The 20115-nt window shown below is 39.6% G+C and carries 16 protein-coding genes and 5 tRNA genes; 18 read left to right on the plus strand and 3 right to left on the minus strand.

Going from position 1 to position 20115, the window contains the following annotated elements:
* Nucleotides 1-58 precede the first annotated feature (58 nt).
* The 3 genes from GQR45_RS04155 to GQR45_RS04165 all read left to right on the plus strand — a co-directional run bounded on the left by GQR45_RS04155 (nt 59) and on the right by GQR45_RS04165 (nt 2987).
* Nucleotides 59-1768: a DUF4153 domain-containing protein gene (locus GQR45_RS04155; RefSeq protein ID WP_165725200.1), complete on the plus strand. Its 1710-nt coding sequence runs from the start codon at nt 59-61 to the stop codon at nt 1766-1768.
* A 165-nt stretch (nt 1769-1933) separates the two neighbouring features.
* Nucleotides 1934-2380 carry a DUF2147 domain-containing protein gene (locus GQR45_RS04160; protein WP_024596176.1) on the plus strand — a complete coding sequence of 149 codons (447 nt, stop codon included), beginning with the start codon at nt 1934-1936 and terminating at the stop codon, nt 2378-2380.
* Between the two features lie 139 nt (nt 2381-2519).
* On the plus strand, nt 2520-2987 hold the full coding sequence (locus GQR45_RS04165; protein WP_007583762.1) for a YHS domain-containing (seleno)protein: 468 nt from the start codon (nt 2520-2522) through the stop codon (nt 2985-2987).
* A gap of 256 nt (nt 2988-3243) precedes the next feature.
* Here the strand turns inward: GQR45_RS04165 and fldB are convergent, their stop codons facing one another.
* A complete protein-coding gene (gene fldB / locus GQR45_RS04170; protein ID WP_007583764.1) occupies nt 3244-3765 on the minus strand; it encodes a flavodoxin FldB in 522 nt (173 codons plus the stop codon).
* Nucleotides 3766-3859: 94 nt separating this feature from the next.
* On the opposite strand from fldB, the gene xerD reads away from it, so the two are divergent.
* From xerD to GQR45_RS04245, 15 genes are all read left to right on the plus strand, one after another.
* On the plus strand, nt 3860-4786 hold the full coding sequence (gene xerD / locus GQR45_RS04175; protein ID WP_024590718.1) for a site-specific tyrosine recombinase XerD: 927 nt from the start codon (nt 3860-3862) through the stop codon (nt 4784-4786).
* Between the two features lie 63 nt (nt 4787-4849).
* Entirely contained in the window at nt 4850-5578 is a 729-nt protein-coding gene (gene dsbC / locus GQR45_RS04180) for a bifunctional protein-disulfide isomerase/oxidoreductase DsbC (RefSeq protein WP_007583768.1), read from the plus strand.
* An 81-nt stretch (nt 5579-5659) separates the two neighbouring features.
* A complete protein-coding gene (gene recJ, locus GQR45_RS04185) occupies nt 5660-7381 on the plus strand; it encodes a single-stranded-DNA-specific exonuclease RecJ (protein WP_007583770.1) in 1722 nt (573 codons plus the stop codon).
* Between the two features lie 143 nt (nt 7382-7524).
* Nucleotides 7525-8623 (plus strand): peptide chain release factor 2 gene (prfB, locus tag GQR45_RS04190; protein ID WP_096058065.1). Its coding sequence is split into 2 segments (ribosomal slippage): nt 7525-7599 and nt 7601-8623, totalling 1098 coding nucleotides; the frame shifts between segments, so codons are not numbered across the junction.
* A 26-nt stretch (nt 8624-8649) separates the two neighbouring features.
* Entirely contained in the window at nt 8650-10185 is a 1536-nt protein-coding gene (gene lysS, locus GQR45_RS04195; protein ID WP_007583775.1) for a lysine--tRNA ligase, read from the plus strand.
* A 324-nt stretch (nt 10186-10509) separates the two neighbouring features.
* Nucleotides 10510-10692, plus strand: coding sequence for a hypothetical protein (locus tag GQR45_RS04200; RefSeq protein ID WP_010553261.1), 183 nt, complete (start codon nt 10510-10512; stop codon nt 10690-10692).
* A 128-nt stretch (nt 10693-10820) separates the two neighbouring features.
* Nucleotides 10821-10913, plus strand: a tRNA-Ser gene (locus GQR45_RS04205).
* Between the two features lie 38 nt (nt 10914-10951).
* Nucleotides 10952-11028, plus strand: a tRNA-Arg gene (locus GQR45_RS04210).
* A 45-nt stretch (nt 11029-11073) separates the two neighbouring features.
* Nucleotides 11074-11150 (plus strand) — tRNA-Arg (locus tag GQR45_RS04215).
* 148 nt (nt 11151-11298) lie between these two features.
* Nucleotides 11299-11375, plus strand: a tRNA-Arg gene (locus GQR45_RS04220).
* Between the two features lie 115 nt (nt 11376-11490).
* A tRNA-Arg gene (locus GQR45_RS04225) sits at nt 11491-11567 on the plus strand.
* Nucleotides 11568-12160: 593 nt separating this feature from the next.
* Nucleotides 12161-13336, plus strand: a complete 1176-nt coding sequence (locus GQR45_RS04230; RefSeq protein ID WP_165725201.1) for a DUF1343 domain-containing protein — start codon at nt 12161-12163, stop codon at nt 13334-13336.
* 9 nt (nt 13337-13345) lie between these two features.
* Complete coding sequence (gene pbp4b, locus GQR45_RS04235; protein WP_165725202.1) at nt 13346-15004, plus strand: penicillin binding protein PBP4B; 1659 nt, start codon at nt 13346-13348, stop codon at nt 15002-15004.
* A 191-nt stretch (nt 15005-15195) separates the two neighbouring features.
* Nucleotides 15196-16572 carry a Na+/H+ antiporter NhaC family protein gene (locus GQR45_RS04240; protein ID WP_007583783.1) on the plus strand — a complete coding sequence of 459 codons (1377 nt, stop codon included), beginning with the start codon at nt 15196-15198 and terminating at the stop codon, nt 16570-16572.
* 252 nt (nt 16573-16824) lie between these two features.
* Complete coding sequence (locus GQR45_RS04245) at nt 16825-18567, plus strand: potassium/proton antiporter (protein WP_024607631.1); 1743 nt, start codon at nt 16825-16827, stop codon at nt 18565-18567.
* A gap of 381 nt (nt 18568-18948) precedes the next feature.
* Here the strand turns inward: GQR45_RS04245 and GQR45_RS04250 are convergent, their stop codons facing one another.
* Together GQR45_RS04250 and GQR45_RS04255 are read right to left on the minus strand one after the other, a co-directional pair.
* Nucleotides 18949-19836 carry a hypothetical protein gene (locus tag GQR45_RS04250; RefSeq protein WP_165725203.1) on the minus strand — a complete coding sequence of 296 codons (888 nt, stop codon included), beginning with the start codon at nt 19834-19836 and terminating at the stop codon, nt 18949-18951.
* Nucleotides 19837-19916: 80 nt separating this feature from the next.
* Nucleotides 19917-20054, minus strand: coding sequence for a hypothetical protein (locus GQR45_RS04255; RefSeq protein WP_165725204.1), 138 nt, complete (start codon nt 20052-20054; stop codon nt 19917-19919).
* Nucleotides 20055-20115: the final 61 nt, after the last annotated feature.

Raw genomic sequence — 20115 nt, forward strand, 5'->3', positions numbered from 1 at the left:
CAATTGTAAAATAGGAACGAATAACGCAAACTGACTAAAACCATTGTTGAGAACAGATATGGATAGTCAGTTACCAAAATCTTTTATAATTATACTTGCCGTATTACAGGCTATTGCTCTTACCCTTTTGTATAGCAGTATAGAAAATAATGTGTGGCCAGCAACAAGCCCTACATGGTTAGTCTCATTTATTACATTTTCTATGAGCTTTCCTTTATTAATGCTAATGACCGTTAATAAAAATAATATAAAAACGTCGTTGCTTTTAATCCTTCCTTTTTCCTTGTTGTTATCTTTATTGGGGGCGTATGTTGGCTTTCAGCAAGAGCCTCAAGAGTACGTAAGTAATAACACTTTAATGTCAGTTTTTATTTTTACTAGTTTAATTGCTGGCTTTAAAAGCCTTATGTACATACAACAATTTGGTAGCTCAGAAAATGTTAGCTACAGTCGTTTGTTTAAGCTCTCTTGGCGCAATTTTATAATTTTTGGAGAATGCTGGCTGTTTGTACTTATTTTTTGGGGAATTCTAAATTTAGGTGCGGCTTTATTTGATATTTTAGATATAGAATTTTTCTCTGAGCTACTAAGAAATGAATGGTTTTGGATCCCAACCTTAACGCTCGCATTTGCCTTTGCGAGTGTCATATTTAGAAAGCTTTTGAACATTGAAGATAATATCGCTTTTTTACTACAAACTTTAATTAAGTTTTTATTGCCTGTTTTATCAGTTATTTCTCTCGGTTTTTTAGCAACACTTCCTTTTACCGGACTCAATAAATTATGGGAGACCGGAAGTGGCAGTTTATTAGTAATGTGGCTGCAGGTGCTCACGTTGTTTTTTGTTAACACTGTTTATAAAGATGACTCATCAGTTCGCCCTTATCACATGCTCTTGCACCGACTCGTTTTTATAAGCGTTGCGTTACTTCCCGTTTATAGTGTTATTTCTGCCTATGGAATTTACTTACGGGTAGAGCAGCATGGGCTAACAGTAGATCGTTGTTGGGGCATTTTGATTTGGTTTTTATTGGCGTGTTTTTCGTTTAGTTATCTTGTTGGAATTATAACAAAGCGAGACAATTGGCTAGAGCCGCTTAGCAAAATAAATATTGTGATGGGGTGGGTGGTGCTCGTAAGTATGCTTGCTGTTAACTCCCCTTTATTAAATTTTCAAATTTTATCTACAAACAGCCAAATAGCGCGTTTAGATGCAGATAAAGTAACAATAGAAAAGTTTGACTATTACTATTTTGAGCACAGCTTAGGTCGCCAAGGTTATTTAGCTATGCAGTTATTAAAACAGAAAATTGAAACGAGTCACCCAGAGCAATACGCTATCATCGATAGGATGTATGTAAATAATGAGTTTGCTTTAACGCTTGAACACACAGTCGATGATTTTATTGAGCGCAGTGTATTTTGGCCATCACAAGCGCTAATACCTCAAGGTTTAATAGAGGCAGTATTTTCTGAACAACATTTTTACGATCGTAACTCTTTAAAAGAACATACTTACTATTTCATTGGCATGGATTTAAACAAAGATGATGATCTAGATTTTATAGTGATTGACGAAAGTAATGAAAATATATCCGCATATTTCTGGTTATTCGACATGGGTAAGTGGCGCTCAAGGTATATGAATGTCGAAAATCCTGAAGAGATTAGATACCTTAAAAGCATGATTGATAATAACGAATTATCTTTAGTTGAGCCTGAATATTCAAATCTAAAAATAGGGGATGTTGTTTTTAAAGTGAGGTAATACGTAACTTTTTTTTATGCTACTGCCCCTTAAACCTAAACTAATGATTATTAGTTTAGGTTTTTTGCTTTTAGTTTTTTATTTTATGTACAGCGCTTTAATAGTGTGTTTATAAATCACCTGATATGATTTAACCATTGGCCACTTAATTTAAAAGGCAACACAATGAAAAAGTTAAATAAATTAGCATTACTTAGCACGTTAGCAGCCACCATTTTTGCAAGCCAAGGTGTGTTTGCTGCTATTACGCCTGTAGGGCTTTGGAAAACGATTGATGAGGATACAAACCAAGCTAAGTCGTATGTACGTATTACCCAAACCAACGGTGTATTAAGCGGCAAAGTTGAAACCATTCTTAACCCGGCAAAACAAAACGATATATGCAGTAAATGTGATGATGAGTTAAAAGATCAGCCTATTTTAGGAATGACTATAATCACGGGTGTAAAAGCACAAGATGATGGTGTTTGGGGAGACGGTGAAATACTCGATCCAACAAATGGTAAAACCTACACTTTACAACTAACCCCGCAAGATGAAGGTAAAAAGCTCGAAGTACGCGGCTACATTGGCTTTTTTTACCGAAACCAATATTGGCTAAAAGTAGAGTAAGTTTTACTACTTATTTAATTACTAAACGTTAAATAATTAAGTATTAACTGAAATCATTTTTGCGCTTTGCCTTTCTTACTCACTAAGCCAGCTATATTTAATTGGCATTCAATTTTGAGTAAATAATAAAGGAAAAAAGATGATTAAGTACATAGTTGCTTTAATAATGCTTAGCGCACTGTTAATAAGCGGTGGGGCAAATGCAAAGGATGATGCTGTAAATACGGGTTGGTTTAATAACACGGCTATTAAAGGGTACGACAGCGTTGCTTATTTTACGCAAAATAAAGCCGTTAAAGGCAGCGACAAATACACGTTTAGTTATTTAGGTGCCAACTGGCACTTTTCGAGTGAAGAAAACAAAACGACATTTGCAGAAAACCCAAAACGTTATGCACCGCAATACGGTGGTTGGTGTGCTTATGCAATGGCTGATGAAGGTAACGCTGTAGGTATAGACCCAGAAGCATTTTATATTCACGAAGGTAAGCTTTACTTAAACTATAGCGAAAGCGTGCAGCAAAAATGGTTAAGTAATTTATTACCGTACATTGTTATGGCAGATGGGTACTACCCACAAACAACCAATGTGATGACGTTTCAATAAATTACTCATATTGCTAGGGCGTGTTGATCGCCCCTAGAAAGAACCCAGAGGGCAGTGCATGTTTGGCATTTATGCTGCGTTATCGCCTATTTATGGGGAATAACCACACTACATAGGTTCTGCCTTGCCTAAAAACCAAACATACTGCTGCAAATTCACCCACCAAAGATCAACACGCCCTAATTAAAAAGCCCGCAACTAAACTAGTTGCGGGCTTTTTGCTTTTTATTTATTAGCTTATTTATTAGCTTATTAATTAAAGCGTTTCGCCGTATTCAGTCATTACCTGTTCAACCCATGTTGCAATGCGGTCGTCGCTTAGCTCGTATTGACTGTCTTCGTCGAGCGCGAGTCCTACAAACTGTTTACCATCAGGCGTTAATGCTTTTGAAGCTTCAAACTCGTAACTACTGTCGTTTGGCCAAAAACCAAGTTGAGTAAATGTTTGCGTATTTATTTCGTCGTGTAGCATGCCTAGCGCATCTTGAAACCACTGCCCGTAACCTTGTTGATCGCCCATGCCAAATAAAGCAATGGTTTTACCATTTAGGTTTACGTCGGCTATGTCGTCCCACTTTGACTCCCAGTCTTCTTGTATTTCACCAAAATCCCATGTTGAAATACCAAAGATGATAAAGTCATACTGCTCTGCATTTTTTAGTGGCTCGTCTTTAATATTGTGCAGGGTAACTATATCGGCACCAATAATGTCGCGAATCTTTTCTGCTGCCATTTCGGTGTAGCACGTAGTAGAACCAAAAAATAAACCAATTTGCATCGTATTTATCACTGTGTAATTGCCTGATATGATAGGCTCAAGTTTACCGTAAGGTATTTTTAATTGATACCTTAGCAAAGCATGAGAGCATAATGTGACAACGCTATCTGACGATTCTTTTGAAAATAACAGCAGTATGAGCAGTAATAGCGACTACTTAGAAACCTTTTTAGATAGCCTGTACTTAGAACAAGGCGTAAGCGAAAACACATTAAGTGCTTATCGCAGTGATTTAGATAAGTTTTGCCTATTTTTAAAGGGCGAAAATTTAATGACAGTAACAGGGCTTGATGTTGAAAGTTACTTAGCGCACCGAGTCGATTTAGGGTTAAAACCACGCAGTACGGCACGTAGCATTAGTGCGTTAAAGCGTTTTTATCAGTACTTTGTGCGCGAAAAACTAATTAGCGACACCCCCATGCTAAATATTTCTCAGCCAAAAGCAGGGCAGTCGTTACCTAAAACACTCTCAGAGGCCGAAGTTGAGGCATTATTAAATGCGCCTAATACCGAAGAAGCGATGGGACTGCGCGATAAAGCCATGCTAGAGCTACTTTATGCAACGGGTTTGCGTGTAAGTGAGCTTGTTGGACTGCGCATGGAGCAAATTAATTTGCGCCAAGCAGTGGTGTTTGTAAAAGGTAAAGGTAATAAAGAGCGCTTAGTTCCACTGGGTGAAGAAGCCATGTATTGGCTTGAGCAATTTTTAAAGGGTGGGCGTGCGCAAATGATAAAACATGCCACCGATTTTGTGTTCCCATCTAAACGCGGAGTAGGCATGACGCGACAAACCTTTTGGCATAGAATTAAACACTATGCTATTTTGGCAGCAGTTGAGTCTCCATTATCGCCCCATACTATGCGCCATGCTTTTGCTACGCACTTATTAAATCATGGGGCAGATTTACGTGTGGTACAAATGATGTTGGGCCATAGCGATTTATCAACGACGCAAATTTATACCCATGTTGCCAATGAACGGTTAAAGTCGGTACATGCAGAGCATCACCCGCGTGCGTAAGTTTGAAAGTAAATATCATTAAGCCGGTCAATATATTAAGTATTTTTAGGATAGAGAGAAGTTATGAAAAAATTAATGTTAGCAGGTGCCATGTTGTGCACAAGTATTAGTGCATTTGCAAATGGCGTTGCTGTAACACCAGATGCTAATGATCCTATTATTACTAAATTTGCCGAGCTTGGTGTAACTGTAAAGCAAATTAATCCAAGTCCAGTAACGGGTTTAAAAGAATTGATTACTAACAAGGGCGTGCTTTACGCAAGTCCAGACGGTCAATATTTAATGCAAGGTACGTTAATTGATTTAAATAATCGTAATAACCTAACAGAGCAAGCATTAAATGGCGTGCGTGTTGAAGGTCTTAAAGAATACGAAGAATCGATGATTGTGTACAAAGCGCCAAACGAAAAACACAGCATTACTGTATTTACTGACATTAGCTGTGGTTACTGTCGTAAATTACACCGCGAGTTAGACGATTTACTTGATGCGGGTATTACCGTTAAGTACTTAGCGTTTCCACGTGGTGGCTTACAAGGTTCAGGTTACGCAGATTTAATGAATGTATGGTGTGCACGCGATCAGCAAGAAGCACTAACAGAAGCTAAATCGGGCACAAGCACTAAAGTAGTTGCAGGCTGTAGCGCACCGGTTGCAGAGCATTACCAATTAGGTCAAAGCTTTGGTATTAGCGGCACACCCGCTATTATTTTAGAAGATGGTACAATGATCCCTGGTTACCAGCCAGCAGCAGCACTAAAAGCAGCATTAGAAGCTAACAAAGCGTCGTAATTAAACGCTTAGTTATTATTAAAAAGGCCTTAATGGCCTTTTTTTGTCTTTTTAATACGACTCAATAAGTTAAAACCCTGCATGAAAAAACTAATCATTGCGCGTGAAAACGTTGACGACTCGCATCTGCCGAGTAATTTACACCCTGTAATTAAACAAATTTATGCTAACCGCAATGTATTCAATGCCGAAGAGCTAAATAACAGCGTAGCTACGCTTCACGACTTTAAATTGTTTAAAGACATCGACAAAGCCAGCGACTTATTAATTGAAGCATTAAAAGCGCAAAGCCAAATATTAATAGTTGGCGACTTTGATGCCGATGGCGCAACAAGCACTGCAACTTTAATGCAAGGCCTTGAGATGTTTGGCTTTAAGCATTTAGATTACTTAATTCCTGACAGGTTTAGCTTAGGATATGGCTTAAGCCCCGCGCTTGCTGAGCAAATAGTACAAATAAAACCTGATTTAGTGATCACAGTAGATAACGGCATATCGTGTATTGCCGGTATTGATATTTTAAAAGCGGTTGGCATAAAAGTGCTGGTAACAGATCACCATTTACAAGGTGAGCAGCTGCCAAATGCCGATGCAATAGTAAATCCAAATAGACATGAATGTGATTTTCCGTCTAAATCTATTGCAGGCGTTGGCGTTGCTTTTTACTTATTAATAGCGCTGAGAAGCGTAATGCGAGATTTGGGTTATTTTGAGCAACAACCACCGCCTAATTTAGCTAACTTACTCGACATTGTAGCGCTTGGTACGGTTGCCGATGTAGTGGCACTTGATGCAAATAACCGTACCTTAGTACACCAAGGTTTAGCACGTATTCGCAGTGGTAAAACACGCCCTGGTATTACCGCGCTTATTGAAGTGGCTAACCGCAATGCTGCGCGCTTAAGCGCAAGCGACTTTGGCTTTTCACTTGCGCCGCGTTTAAATGCAGCAGGGCGATTAGACGACATGAGTTTGGGTATAGCGTGCTTGCTCAGCACCGATATAAACCAAGCGCGTAGTATAGCCGGCGAGCTCGATAGCTTAAACTTTGCAAGGCGCGAAATAGAACAAGGCATGCAAGCCGAAGCGCAAGCCGTGCTTGATAGACTCGCATTTAGCGACGATAACATCCCTGATGCTATTTGTTTGTTTCAAGACGATTGGCATCAAGGTGTTATTGGTATTTTGGCTGGTCGCTTAAAAGAAAAATACCACCGCCCAACCGTTATATTTGCTGGTGGCGAAAACGGTGAAATTAAAGGCTCGTGCCGCTCTATTGAAGGGCTACACATGCGCGATTTACTCGAAGGGCTTAATACAGCCGACCCACACTTAATTAATAAATTTGGTGGCCACGCAATGGCTGCTGGTTTAAGTATTAACGAGCAGCACTTTAACGACTTTAAAAAAGCGTTTGATGCCGCCGTTAGCGCGCAACTGAGTGAAGAAAGTAAACGCTGTATTGTGTTTACCGACGGCGAGCTGCCAAACGACTGCTTTACGATGGAATTTGCCCAGCTATTAAAGCAATCGGGCCCGTGGGGTCAGCAATTCCCTGAGCCGGTGTTTGAGCATACCTTTGAAGTAATACAGCAGCGCATAGTAGGCGAAAAGCATTTAAAGCTCGTGTTAAAGCACCAATCTGGTCGTTTAGTTGATGCCATTGCTTTTGGTATTGATGTAAAAGAATGGCCAGATACTGAGGCGAAGTTTGTAAAAGTAGCGTACCAGCTCGATATAAATGAGTTTAGAGGTAAATTTACGCTGCAATTAATAGTTAGAGAGCTTGAAAAAGTACACTAAAAAATATGTAATATCATGCATAAAATGCTAATAAAGCGCGCGGTTTTTTGTTAAAATCGGGCGTTTTTATCATTTGACGATAATTTATTGCGAAAATCCCATTTAAAGGGGCGCAATTACCTAGCCATTTTGGAGTGATGTACATGTTTGAAGTGAATCCTGTGATTAATCAAATCAAGGAAATTCGCGAACGTACTGAATTGCTTCGGGGGTACCTTTGACTACGCTCTTAAACAAGAACGCTTAGAAGAAGTTAACGCCGAGCTTGAAGATTCAGCCGTGTGGAATGAGCCTGAACGCGCACAAGCGCTTGGCCGTGAAAAATCAGCATTAGAAGCTGTTGTTGAAACAATCGACAACCTTGTAGCCGGTACTGATGATGTTGAAGGTTTACTTGAGCTTGCTGTAGAAGCTGAAGATCAAGATACCTTTGACGAAGCGCAAAGCGAATTAACTGATCTAAACGAGCAGTTAGAAGGTTTAGAGTTTCGTCGTATGTTTTCAGGTCCTCATGACTCAAACGATGCGTACCTTGATTTACAATCAGGTTCTGGCGGTACTGAAGCACAAGACTGGTGTAATATTCTACTTCGTATGTATTTACGTTGGGGCGAGGCTAAAGGCTTTAAAGTTGAGCTAGTTGAAGCGACCGACGGTGATGTTGCTGGTATTAAAGGCGCAACTGTCCGCTTTGTTGGCGAATACGCTTACGGTTGGTTACGCACAGAAACTGGTGTACATCGCTTAGTACGTAAAAGCCCATTTGACTCAAGTGGTCGTCGTCATACTTCATTTGCTTCTGCGTTTGTATACCCAGAAGTTGACGATAATATTGAAATTGATATGAATCCGTCAGACCTGCGTATAGACGTTTACCGTGCATCGGGCGCGGGTGGTCAGCACGTTAACACCACCGAATCGGCGGTTCGTATCACTCACGTACCAACAAATACCGTAGTGCAGTGTCAAAACGAGCGTTCGCAGCATAAAAATAAAGCCCAAGCGATGAAGCAGTTAAAAGCTAAATTATTTGAGCTTGAGCTACAACAGCAAAATGCTGAAAAACAAACGCAAGAAGATGCTAAATCTGATATTGGTTGGGGTAGTCAAATTCGTTCATACGTACTTGATGACGCACGGATTAAAGATTTACGTACAGGCGTTGAAAACCGCAATACCCAATCGGTACTTGACGGTAACTTAGATAAATTTATTGAAGCCAGCCTTAAATCTGGCCTATAACCACCAAGCTAATAAAGAGCTAAAAAATGACTGATAAAATCCAAGACGAAAACAAGTTAATCGCTGAGCGTCGCGGCAAGTTAGACGCTATACGCGAAAATTGCCCAGCCAACGGTCATCCAAACCAATTCCGTCGTGAGCATTACACGGCTGATTTGCAAGCCCAGTTTGGTGATAAGAGCAAAGAAGAATTAGTAGAGATGCAAGAAGTTGTGTCTATCGCTGGCCGTATTTTAGCAAAGCGTGGACCGTTTTTTGTAATTCAAGACATGAAAGGTCGCGTACAAGCGTATGCATCTAAAGATGTTCAAAAAGATCTTAAAGAAAAATATGGTCAACTAGACACTGGCGATATTATTGGTGTTAAAGGCGCATTAAATAAATCAGGTAAAGGCGATTTATACGTAGAAATGACTGAGTACCAACTATTAACTAAGTCACTTCGTCCGTTACCAGAAAAATTCCATGGCTTATCAGATCAAGAAACAAAGTACCGCCAACGTTACGTTGATTTAATTACTAACGAAGCAACGCGCGAAACATTCCGTATTCGTTCACAAGTAGTTGAAGGCATTCGTCGCTTTTTAGCAGACCGTGACTTTATGGAAGTAGAAACACCAATGCTACAGGTTATACCTGGCGGTGCATCTGCGCGTCCGTTTGTAACTCACCATAACGCGCTTGATATCGACATGTACTTACGTATAGCGCCTGAGCTTTACTTAAAGCGCTTAGTGGTAGGTGGTTTTGACCGTGTATTCGAAATTAACCGTAACTTCCGTAACGAAGGGTTATCTACGCGTCACAATCCAGAATTCACAATGATTGAATTTTACCAAGCATACGCTGATTACATCGACCTGATGAACATCACCGAAGACATGCTTCGTACGGTTGCAGAAAACGTACTAGGTAGTGCAGTTGTAGTTAATACAACTAAAGACGAAAACGGCGAAGTAATTGACTCAGTTGAATACGACTTTGGCCAACCGTTTACACGTTTAAGCATGAGCGATGCAATATTAAAATATAACCCTGAGTTTGATGCTGCGGTATTTAACGACCCAGAAAACCACTTTGACGAATTAAAAGCGTACGCTAAACAAGTACACGTTAAAATTCCTGAAAATTGTGTTTGGGGTCCAGGTAAGTTCTTGTGTGAAATATTTGAAGAAACAGCAGAGCACATGCTTATTCAACCTACGTTTATTACTGGCTACCCGTGGGAAGTTTCTCCACTTGCACGCCGTAACGACGAAAATGCATTTGTTACAGACCGTTTTGAATTTTTTGTTGGCGGTCGTGAACTTGCAAATGGTTTCTCTGAGCTTAACGATGCACAAGACCAAGCTGAGCGCTTTACTCGCCAAGTTGAAGAGAAAGACGCAGGCGATGATGAAGCAATGCATTACGATGAAGACTACATACGCGCACTTGAGTACGGCTTACCGCCAACTGCAGGTGAAGGTATTGGTATTGACCGTTTAGTAATGTTGTTTACTGACTCATCAACAATTAAAGACGTTATTTTGTTCCCGCATATGCGTCCACAAGCTGACTAAGCTTTGGGTAGAACAAAGTAAGTTAATAAACGCCGCTTAATAGCGGCGTTTTTTTTGCTTTGCATTAGTATTTTAATTAATAAGTACTACACTAAAAATTAAATGTAGTTATTAGTGCTGGTTAATGTGCAATTCAGCTTCGCTAATTTATTGTTATTGGCAGTTTTTAATATTAAAACTAACAGTGCTATAACTTTTTAGTATGATTGTTTTTTAAACACATGTTGTATTTATGTAAAGGTTTTAGCTAGAATACGCACGAAATTTACACTGCTTGGTATTTAGCAGCTAAATATAGATTCTTAAAGGACTTAGAATAATAGTATGAAAGACAAACGAGTAGATGATTTATCAGAAGAATGCACATCAGAGCAAGAAAGAAATGCTTACTACCGTGCTTGTATTGCTGAATTTCAACAATTAGGTTACCAAGAACAGTATTTGGCTCAGTTAACTGATGACTTAGTTCCTGTGCTAGGTGTTAATCCTTCAAATAAAAATACGTAACCCGCTTAAATTTCAAACTAATTACACTTTTAAACCAAGCATATGTGCAATCTATAACCATATAGTCGTTTTTGGTAGAAAAGTGTTTGACATATTTTCTGAAATCTTTATTATACGCCCCACAAGACGGAGAGGTGTCCGAGTGGCCGAAGGAGCTCCCCTGCTAAGGGAGTATAGAGTTTGTAGCTCTATCGAGGGTTCGAATCCCTCCCTCTCCACCATTTCTTTTAATGGCGTGTTTTGTAAAGTTTTAAAGTATGGGTGCATAGCTCAGCTGGATAGAGTACTCGGCTACGAACCGAGCGGTCGGAGGTTCGAATCCTCCTGCGCCCACCATACTTTAATAACTCGCTTAGAGTCTAAATAAGCAAACTATAAAGTGGGTGCATAGCTCAGCTGGATAGAGTACTCGGCTACGAACCGAGCGGTCGGAGGTTCGAATCCTCCTGCGCCCACCACTTTATAGACTCATACTTAGAGTATAAAAAAGTAAAGTGTTGGCTAAAGCCAAACGGTCGGAGGTTCATTCTTACAAGATACGTCCTGCGCCCATCACTTTATAGACTCTCACTTAGAGTAAAAACAAGTAACAGTAAAAATGAAAGTGGGTGCATAGCTCAGCTGGATAGAGTACTCGGCTACGAACCGAGCGGTCGGAGGTTCGAATCCTCCTGCGCCCACCACTTTCATGTTTTCATACACTTTTAAGTGTAAGAAAAATAAACCGATGGAAATCGGTTTTTTTATGTCTGAATTTATACGCTCTGCTTAGAGTTTAAATAAGCAATCTATGAAAGTGGGTGCATAGCTCAGCTGGATAGAGTACTCGGCTACGAACCGAGCGGTCGGAGGTTCGAATCCTCCTGCGCCCACCACTTTCATAAACAAGCCGACATTAAGTCGGTTTTTTTGTGCCTAAAATAAAGTGAAATAACAGACAGCAATCTGTAGACGCTGAGCTTGCTCGCGTGAGAAGCGCTAGCTTCTATTCCCCCCTCAAAAATATAATTTATAAGATTTTATTCGTTGGCAACGCCAGAAATAAGTAATTTATTCACAAAGAGGTTAAGAGGCGCTGCGCTTTTAGAGGTAGTAATAAAGCTAAGCTAAACTAATAAACCCGGGCTTATGTCTTCTCATTTACTTCTCTTTCGCTTCTCTTTGTGTAATAGATCTTTAAGTGGTTCATTGATCAAGAAATTAAATAACTAGAAGCGTTTAGCTCTAAGAAGGTTAAATACGGTCTTTAAGCTTAAAATGAGAGGTGGTATTTTCAAGTAAAACTAGCTCTAATATTTAAATCTAAACTCCGAGTTTATTCATTCGTTGTAGACGCTGAGCTTGCTCGCGTGAGAAGCGCCAGCTTCTAATCACTGTATCTGCTCAAGCCCACTTAACCCTTTTCTAAAGCTGCTCTTTAATATTACCTATGTTATTTTAAACGCCTTGTTTAAAAGGATATTGCAGTATGTTTAAAACCCTACTTATTACGTTATTTTTTATTTTTAGCGCTATTTTTATTTCCAGCACACAAGCCAACGAAGCTAATAACTCTCCTGTGGTAGGTGCGCAGCAATATGCTAAATATTTACCGCAGTTAAAAAATAAACGTATAGGGCTCGTGGTTAATCAAACATCAACGGTGGGGCAAACTCACTTAGTAGATGCGCTGCTGACTAAAAATATTAATATAACTAAAATTTTTGCACCTGAGCATGGCTTTCGCGGCGATCACGATGCAGGCGCCCATGTAAAAAATGCCGTTGATAGCAAAACCGGTATTCCGCTTATTTCTATTTATGGTAAAAATAAAAAACCAAGCCGAGCTGCTTTAGCTGATGTTGATGTGATTATTTTTGACATTCAAGATGTCGGAGTGCGTTTTTATACCTACATAAGCTCTATGCACTACATGATGGAAGCCGCTGCAGAGCAGGGGATAGAATTTTTAGTACTCGACAGACCCAACCCAAATATTGCCTACGTTGATGGGCCAATATTAGAGCCAGAATTTAAATCGTTTGTAGGCATGCACTCAATACCTGTGTTACACGGTATGACCGTTGGCGAACTTGCCAAAATGATCAAAGGCAAGGGCTGGATCAATAAAGCGCCCGATTTAAAATTAACCGTGATCCCTGTTGATCATTACACTCGCAAAAGTACTTACAGCTTGCCTGTAAAACCCAGCCCTAACTTACCTAACGATCAGGCGATTGCACTTTACCCATCACTTTGTTTTTTTGAAGCAACGCCTATCAGCATTGGTAGAGGCACCGACTTTGCATTTCAAGTAATTGGCTATTCGCCAGTTGCATTAGGTGATTTTAATTTTACACCGGGTGCAATTAAAGGCGCTGCTTTAAACCCTAAATTTAAAAACCAAACCGTACAAGGGCTCGATTTAAGACAAGTAAATACCACAGGCCTAAATTTAACTTACTTAATAAATGCGTACACGGAGCTTAGTAAAAACAACATCTCGTTTTTTGAGCGCGCTGACTTTATGGATAAACTAGCGGGTACTAATAAATTACGTTTGGCTATTGAAGCAGGGCAATCAGAAGCGAAAATAAAACAAAGCTGGCAGGCGGGGCTTGCGCAATTTAAAGCGCAAAGAGCGCCTTATTTGCTATATAAATAAGGGCTAAGCATGTTTATTGCTTTAAAAAATCAAAGGTGTGGTTATATAAAAAAAGTATTTATAGCAGCGTTAAGCCTTATTGTTGTGGGTTGTAGTACACCACCTGAGCCTATTAGCTCGGTGCTACCACTTACAAAGAGCCAACTTGTAGAGCTGCCTAATGCACAAGTGGTTGTAACGTTTCCTGAGGTAAATCCAAGTAGCCGGTTTTATGTAAATAACCGAGGAACGTTTAAAGCTTACAAAGGGCGCGGGCAATTATTAATACAAAACCACAACGCACAAAGCGCCGATATTTACATTAATAATCAAAAGCTCGACGTTAACCAGCTAAGCGCCAACACCTTATACAATTACAGTTTGGCAAAAAATACTCACAATGGTGTTAATACTTTTAAAGTTGAAAATATTTTCCCTGTTGGCGCAAGTTTAACGCTACGTTTTGCATTTCCTACTTTAAGCGATGAGCCAATAAAGCTCGTAGATTTTAGTGAAGTAGATGAATTAATTGAGCGTGATGTAAAAGCGGGTTTTCCTGGGGCTGTGTTGGCCGTTGTTAAAAATGGTGAACTAATAAAATTAACCGCCTATGGCGATGCAAAGCAATATCAGCAAAGTGATTTAATGTTACTTCGACCAGAGCCCATGCAAACTAATACCTTGTTTGACCTTGCCTCAAACACCAAAATATTTGCCACCAACTTTGCACTTATGAAATTAGTAAGCGAAGGGCTGTTAAATATTAATAAACCCGTGCAAAGCTACCTAAGCGAGTATAAAGGCGAAGGGCGAGCAAAGCGCACAGTAAAAAACTTACTCACTCACAGCGCCGGATACCCGCCAGTATTTGACTTTCACCGTAAAGATGGCAGCTACGGCGACGCGTTTTATTCGCAAAACAGTAAAACCACCAAACAGCTATTACTTACCAGCGTACCTTTTAGCAGTAAATCATCTGGGCAGCATGTTTACTCAGATATTGATTACATGATTTTAGGCGTATTAATTGAGCGCATTACAGGGCAGCCCCTTGATGAATACCTAGAGCAGCAAGTGTACGCGCCACTAAAATTAACTAACACGTTATTTAATCCACTTAAAAAAGGCTTTAAGCCGCAGCAATTTGCAGCCACTGAGCTTAGCGGCAACACGCGAGACGGGCGCATTAAGTTTGATAATGTTCGAACTGGGGTTTTACAAGGCCAAGTGCATGACGAGCGCGCTTACTATTCTCTTGATGGCGTAGCAGGGCATGCTGGATTATTTAGTAACGCTCACGACTTAGCCGTGCTTTGCCAGCTATTATTAAATAGCGGTGGCTACGGCGACCAACAATTATTTAGTGCCAGCGCCTTAGCGCAATTTTTAACGCCGCAATCAAGCGACGAAACCTACGGGCTTGGTTTTAGGCTTGCCGGTAATAATCAAGCAAGGCGCTGGCACTTTGGCCCTTATGCAAGCGCGCAGGCTTATGGACACACAGGTTGGACGGGGACAGTGACCGTAATTGACCCCGCTTACGACTTGGCTATTGTTTTACTTACCAATGCTCGCCATAGTGCAATTAAAGGCTCGCTAAAACGTTACGAATTTACAGGCAAACAATTTGAAACCGCACAGTACGGATCGGTGGTGTCGCTTATTTATGAAGCGTTACTAAATCAATAAGCTATCGTATAGGTTAAAACGTACTAACCGTGCCACCTTAAGTGATTTATTTACAGGTGACTTGAGTAAGCCAATCCATTAAGCTAAGCGGTCTATAAAACTAAGCCGGTTTATGTTGTTAGGCTTAACAAATAAGCGTTAAAACGCGTACAAAGCGAGGTTTACTCGCTAATAATTAAGGTTAACTTTTTATGCATTGGTATTCTATTTTACCGCCGCTAATTGCGATTGCTATCGTGTTTTGGCGAAAAGAAGTGATTATGGCGCTACTTGTTGCTGTTGCTTCTTCTGAGTTTTTACTCGCCTTTCAGGGCGAAGGTAATAGCTTGTTTGATACTTTTTTAAATACCATTGAACGTATTATTTCGGTTGCCAGCTCGCCAGGTAATACACGCATATTAATATTTAGTATTTTAATTGGTGCATTGCTTGCCTACATTCGCGAATCTGGCGGCGTTGCAGCAACTGTTAATATGCTAATGAACAAAGGCATTGCAAAAAGTAAGCGCCAAGTGGGCTTTTTAACCATGTTTACCGGTATTGCGGTGTTTATAGAATCTAACCTGAGCGTACTTACCTCGGGTATTTTATCGCGTGGCTTGTTCGACAAATTTAAAATGAGCCGAGCGCGTCTAGCGTATATTATTGATAGCACCAGTGCGCCAGTGTGTATTTTAATACTACTTAACGGCTGGGGCGCATTTGTACTTGGTTTGTTAGGTAACTACGAGCTAGGTGAGTCGGCTGTATCGGTATTGTGGGGCAGCGTTGGGTATAACTTTTACGCCATAATCACCCTTGTTATTGTTTTTTACACCATCGCATTTGATAAAGTGCACGGTCCAATGAAAGAAGCCGAAGAAAAACTAGAGCTTCAAACAACCGACTTAAAAGATGAAATAAAAGCCTCTAAAGCGCGTTACATGTTAATCCCGCTTATTACGCTCATTACCAGCATGGTTGGCTTTATGTATTACACCGGTAATGGTGTGTTGGCAGAGGGTAGTGGCTCTAAGTCAGTATTGTACGCAACGGTTTTAGCAATTGTTGTCGCTTACTTTTTAATGATTGGCTCACGTAAATTTACGCACCATCAATTAGTTGATACCGGTTTTAAAGGTATGGGCGAATTAATGCCGCTAGTCGCTATTGTACTGCTTTCGCTTACACTTGGCGCAAGCTTAAAAGAGCTTGGTACTGGCGTATTTGTAGCGTCACTTGTTGGTGACTACTTACCTATTTACCTAATAGTACCGGTGCTGTTTTTAACCGGCGCAGTTATGTCGTTTACTACGGGCACATCGTGGGGTACGTTTGCTATATTAATCCCAATTGGTGTGCCACTTATTCAAGCGCTAGGTTTACCGCCATCGCTTGTTGTAGGTGCTATTTTGGGTGGTGGTATATTTGGCGATCATTGCTCGCCTATATCCGACACCAGCGCTGTATCGGCTATTGCATCGGGGTGTGACTTACTCACCCACGTTAAAACACAGCTACCGTATGCCTTATTTGGTGGTGGCCTTACGTTTTTAGCGTACTTAGTAACAAGCATTATTGTTTTATAAAATTTGATTATTTAAATACTCAAAAGCCTGCTTAATCGCAGGCTTTTTTGTTTTCAAAATAAATAAAGCTAATTAAGATAGAGCCAAGCAATATCAAACTCAAAGGCTCTATAGTTATTAGAAAAACTATTTAATTATAGACTTAAGTACCCGTATTTATATTTTTTAGGTTATTGTATAGCATGAGCTTTAAGCTTTTTGATAGCTGGCAATTCTTACTTTTCAACTCATATAAGGCTGTAAATCCACACTATGTTTGCAATTGATAATATCATTCTCGTTAGTGCCATATTAATTTTACTAGGAGTGATCTCGAGCAAGTTATCTGCACGCGTTGGCTTACCTGTACTGGTGCTATTTTTACTTGTAGGTATGCTCGCAGGTGAAGACGGTATTGCAGGTATTTCATTCGACAACGCAGAGGCCGCACATGCTTTGGGTACTCTCGCGCTTGCCATTATTCTATTTGATGGCGGCTTACAAACGCCTACCAGTTCAATAAAACAAGTGTGGAAACCCGCGTCTGCTTTAGCAACCGTCGGGGTGTTATTTACCGCCGTAATTACAGGCCTTGTGGCCACTTATATTTTAGACCTGCCCATATTACAAGGTGTATTACTGGGCGCCATTGTTGGCTCTACAGATGCTGCAGCAGTGTTTGCACTTTTACGAAGTGCGGGTATTCACTTAAATAAAAAGCTTAAATCTACCCTTGAAATAGAAAGTGCATCGAACGATCCAATGGCTATTTTTCTAACGGTTGGATTGCTCGAAATGCTTGTTAACGACATGCCAATAGGGCTGGATTTACTACAGTTATTTGCTCAACAAATGGGTGTTGGCGCTATTTGTGGTCTTTTAATTGGTAAGGTATCGGTTTGGTTTATTAATCGAATTAAACTAAATGCATCGGGTTTGTATTTAGTGATGGTAACCGCATTTGGGCTGCTTTCTTTTGGCCTTTCTGCAACTCTCGGCGGGAGTGGATTTTTAGCTGTATTTATAACGGGTGTTATTTTAGGTAACAGCAAATTTGTATATAAACGCGGTATTTTTCTTTTTCATGACGGCTTAGCATGGCTTGGGCAAATAACCATGTTTGTTGTATTAGGACTTCTTATTAACCCGTCGTCGTTGGTTGATGTATGGCTAGAAGGATTGCTTATTGCACTGGCACTCATTTTTGTTGCTCGCCCATTAGCGGTAGCGCCTATTTTAAAACTGTTTGGCTTTAATAATCGCGAAACCCTGTTTGTATCTTGGGTTGGTCTTAGAGGCTCAGTACCCATTATTTTAGCTATATTCCCATTATTATTTGGCCTTTCAGGGGCTGAACTTATTTTTAATGTTGTTTTTTTCGTGGTGTTAATTTCAGCCACGTTACAGGGCTCAACAATGCCTTGGATGGCTAAAAAACTAAATTTAGTAGAGCCGCCGCCCGACCTAGCCGCTGCAACACTCGAAATTACAGCCCTAAACGATATTGATATAGAAATTGTAGAATACACCTTAAGTGATGTTTCTCGGGTTTCTGGGCGCAGTTTGTCACATGCTGCACTTCCTGAGAGTGTAGTTGTTGCTATGATCACGCGGGGTCCGTCAATCATACCGCCACGAGGCTCAACTAAGTTAAAAGCAAACGACCACTTATTTGTTGTTTTAAAACCAGATAACAGACCTTTTGTTGATTTAGTTTTTACAGCAACTGATAAAACAAACCACCAAGATAGCCACTTAGCGCACAACGAACTTAAAGTGAAAGGGGTAACGTTGGTAGGCGATATATTTTACTCTTATCACATGCAAATAGACGCCCCAGAAGAGATAAGCTTGGAAGAAGTGATCAACCAAAAGCTTTCAGGAGAAGTCAGTAAAGGCGATATTGTTGTTATTGGCAATGTGCAAATACGCGTTATAACAATGGTACATACACGCATAGTTACCATTGGCTTAAAGTATTTAAATAATCCAGAAAAGCGGCTTTTAAAGCAGTAATCATTAACAATGATTTGTTTAGCGCTAGGCTCACGTTTATAGCGTACGTAGGTTGGGTTGAGTGGCACGAAACCCAACGGTTCTCCAATGCAATGAGCACACCCAAAGCTAGTTATATGTAGTGTTTTTTGTAGGTGAACAGCTTGCTGGCGTGTCGGGCGTTAGCCCGAAAAGTTAAATGCAGTATAAAACCTTATTCAAGGTTTGTCTTCCCACCATAGCTCGTAGTCAGTGCTATTTGGTAACGAACATAATTGCTTAATCAATTTCGATTGTTGAAATATTCAAAAGCATGTCTAATCGCAGGTCTTTGAGTGAGATGAATATGTCGCATAAAATAGGGGGGGCAGCGAACTATATAATGAAGATTAAATTAGGATATCAAACCTCCTTACAAGCTATATTTTCTGCTTCAATATTATTTATTGCTTCTTCAGACAGCCAGTCTAATAGCTTCTTACTTTCAATCTGTAAATAAACTAAATTAGCAATTTCTGTGAATACGGCTTTCATATTTATATGGGAGTTTTCTTTTTCATACAGATGAATGTGGGAAGATATTTCTATCATAAATAACCACGTGAAGATTGATAATTCAGGATAAAGTATCACTCGTAAAATCTTTTTATATTCTTCGAATCTAACAGAGTTAAGAAGTAAACCAAGAGCAATGATTTTATCCTTATAAATAAAAAAGTTCTTATCAAAAATAAGAGATTTATAATTATTTGGATGTGAGTAATCATTACTTATATTTTTAGAACCAACTGATAGAAAATATTCTTCAAAAAAATTGCTATGTGTAAATTGATCAGAATTTCCATTATTATTTATTGTTAACGAGGTGAAGTCTAAATCGCCTCTTTCCCCAACAGATTTAATTACATAATTGTAATTGTTTTCAATAAGTATTATGTGCCTTTTATTTAACTCTTTTATTTGAAATATAACAGAAGTTACAGTCTCTTTGGTGACTGTAAAATTTTGAATGTTAAGTTGATCTTGTAGTGCTTCTCGAGTTTCTTTGAGCTCTTTTCTATTATCTTTCCAGATATTTAATAGAAGTATGAGAGATATTACAGCGATACACGTACTTGTTAGGTTATAAAAAACACTAGAAGTATTAGTCCAGGTTTGAATGTTTTTTGGTGCACCGATACCAAATACACTGACAAAACAAATGAAAATAAATATTAAAAACAATAAAAGTGCACTAGACCATTTTTGTATGGTGGTAAGTTCTAGATCATCTTGTTTTGTTGGTTTCATAGCTTTCCTTAGCGAGACTTTATTTTATTAAATATAGTGTTCCAAGAATAACTAGAATAGTGCTAAACATATAGTAATTTTTAAGCCCCACACTGCCTAACCCCAGCGCTCGCATGTTTAAGTGCAATAATCTGCCCTTTACCGTTATGCGCCATAGCCAGTATATCGCCTGTGTTTATATTACTTTCAACCGCATGTTCACCTTTTAAATCACTCAACAGTAAATACTTAATTTGTATATGCTCCTCACTCCAAGTTGCAGCTTATATTTACTAAATT

This window comes from Pseudoalteromonas sp. SA25, from assembly GCF_011378705.1.
GTDB classification, from domain to species: Bacteria; Pseudomonadota; Gammaproteobacteria; order Enterobacterales; family Alteromonadaceae; genus Pseudoalteromonas; species Pseudoalteromonas arctica.

Coding starts and splice junctions, on each gene's coding strand:
- GQR45_RS04155 (WP_165725200.1), top strand. CDS start 59: ATGGATAGTCAGTTACCAAAATCTTTTATAATTATACTTGCCGTATTA.
- GQR45_RS04160 (WP_024596176.1), top strand. CDS start 1,934: ATGAAAAAGTTAAATAAATTAGCATTACTTAGCACGTTAGCAGCCACC.
- GQR45_RS04165 (WP_007583762.1), top strand. CDS start 2,520: ATGATTAAGTACATAGTTGCTTTAATAATGCTTAGCGCACTGTTAATA.
- fldB (WP_007583764.1), bottom strand. CDS start 3,765: ATGCAAATTGGTTTATTTTTTGGTTCTACTACGTGCTACACCGAAATG.
- dsbC (WP_007583768.1), top strand. CDS start 4,850: ATGAAAAAATTAATGTTAGCAGGTGCCATGTTGTGCACAAGTATTAGT.
- recJ (WP_007583770.1), top strand. CDS start 5,660: ATGAAAAAACTAATCATTGCGCGTGAAAACGTTGACGACTCGCATCTG.
- lysS (WP_007583775.1), top strand. CDS start 8,650: ATGACTGATAAAATCCAAGACGAAAACAAGTTAATCGCTGAGCGTCGC.
- GQR45_RS04200 (WP_010553261.1), top strand. CDS start 10,510: ATGAAAGACAAACGAGTAGATGATTTATCAGAAGAATGCACATCAGAG.
- GQR45_RS04230 (WP_165725201.1), top strand. CDS start 12,161: ATGTTTAAAACCCTACTTATTACGTTATTTTTTATTTTTAGCGCTATT.
- pbp4b (WP_165725202.1), top strand. CDS start 13,346: ATGTTTATTGCTTTAAAAAATCAAAGGTGTGGTTATATAAAAAAAGTA.
- GQR45_RS04240 (WP_007583783.1), top strand. CDS start 15,196: ATGCATTGGTATTCTATTTTACCGCCGCTAATTGCGATTGCTATCGTG.
- GQR45_RS04245 (WP_024607631.1), top strand. CDS start 16,825: ATGTTTGCAATTGATAATATCATTCTCGTTAGTGCCATATTAATTTTA.
- GQR45_RS04250 (WP_165725203.1), bottom strand. CDS start 19,836: ATGAAACCAACAAAACAAGATGATCTAGAACTTACCACCATACAAAAA.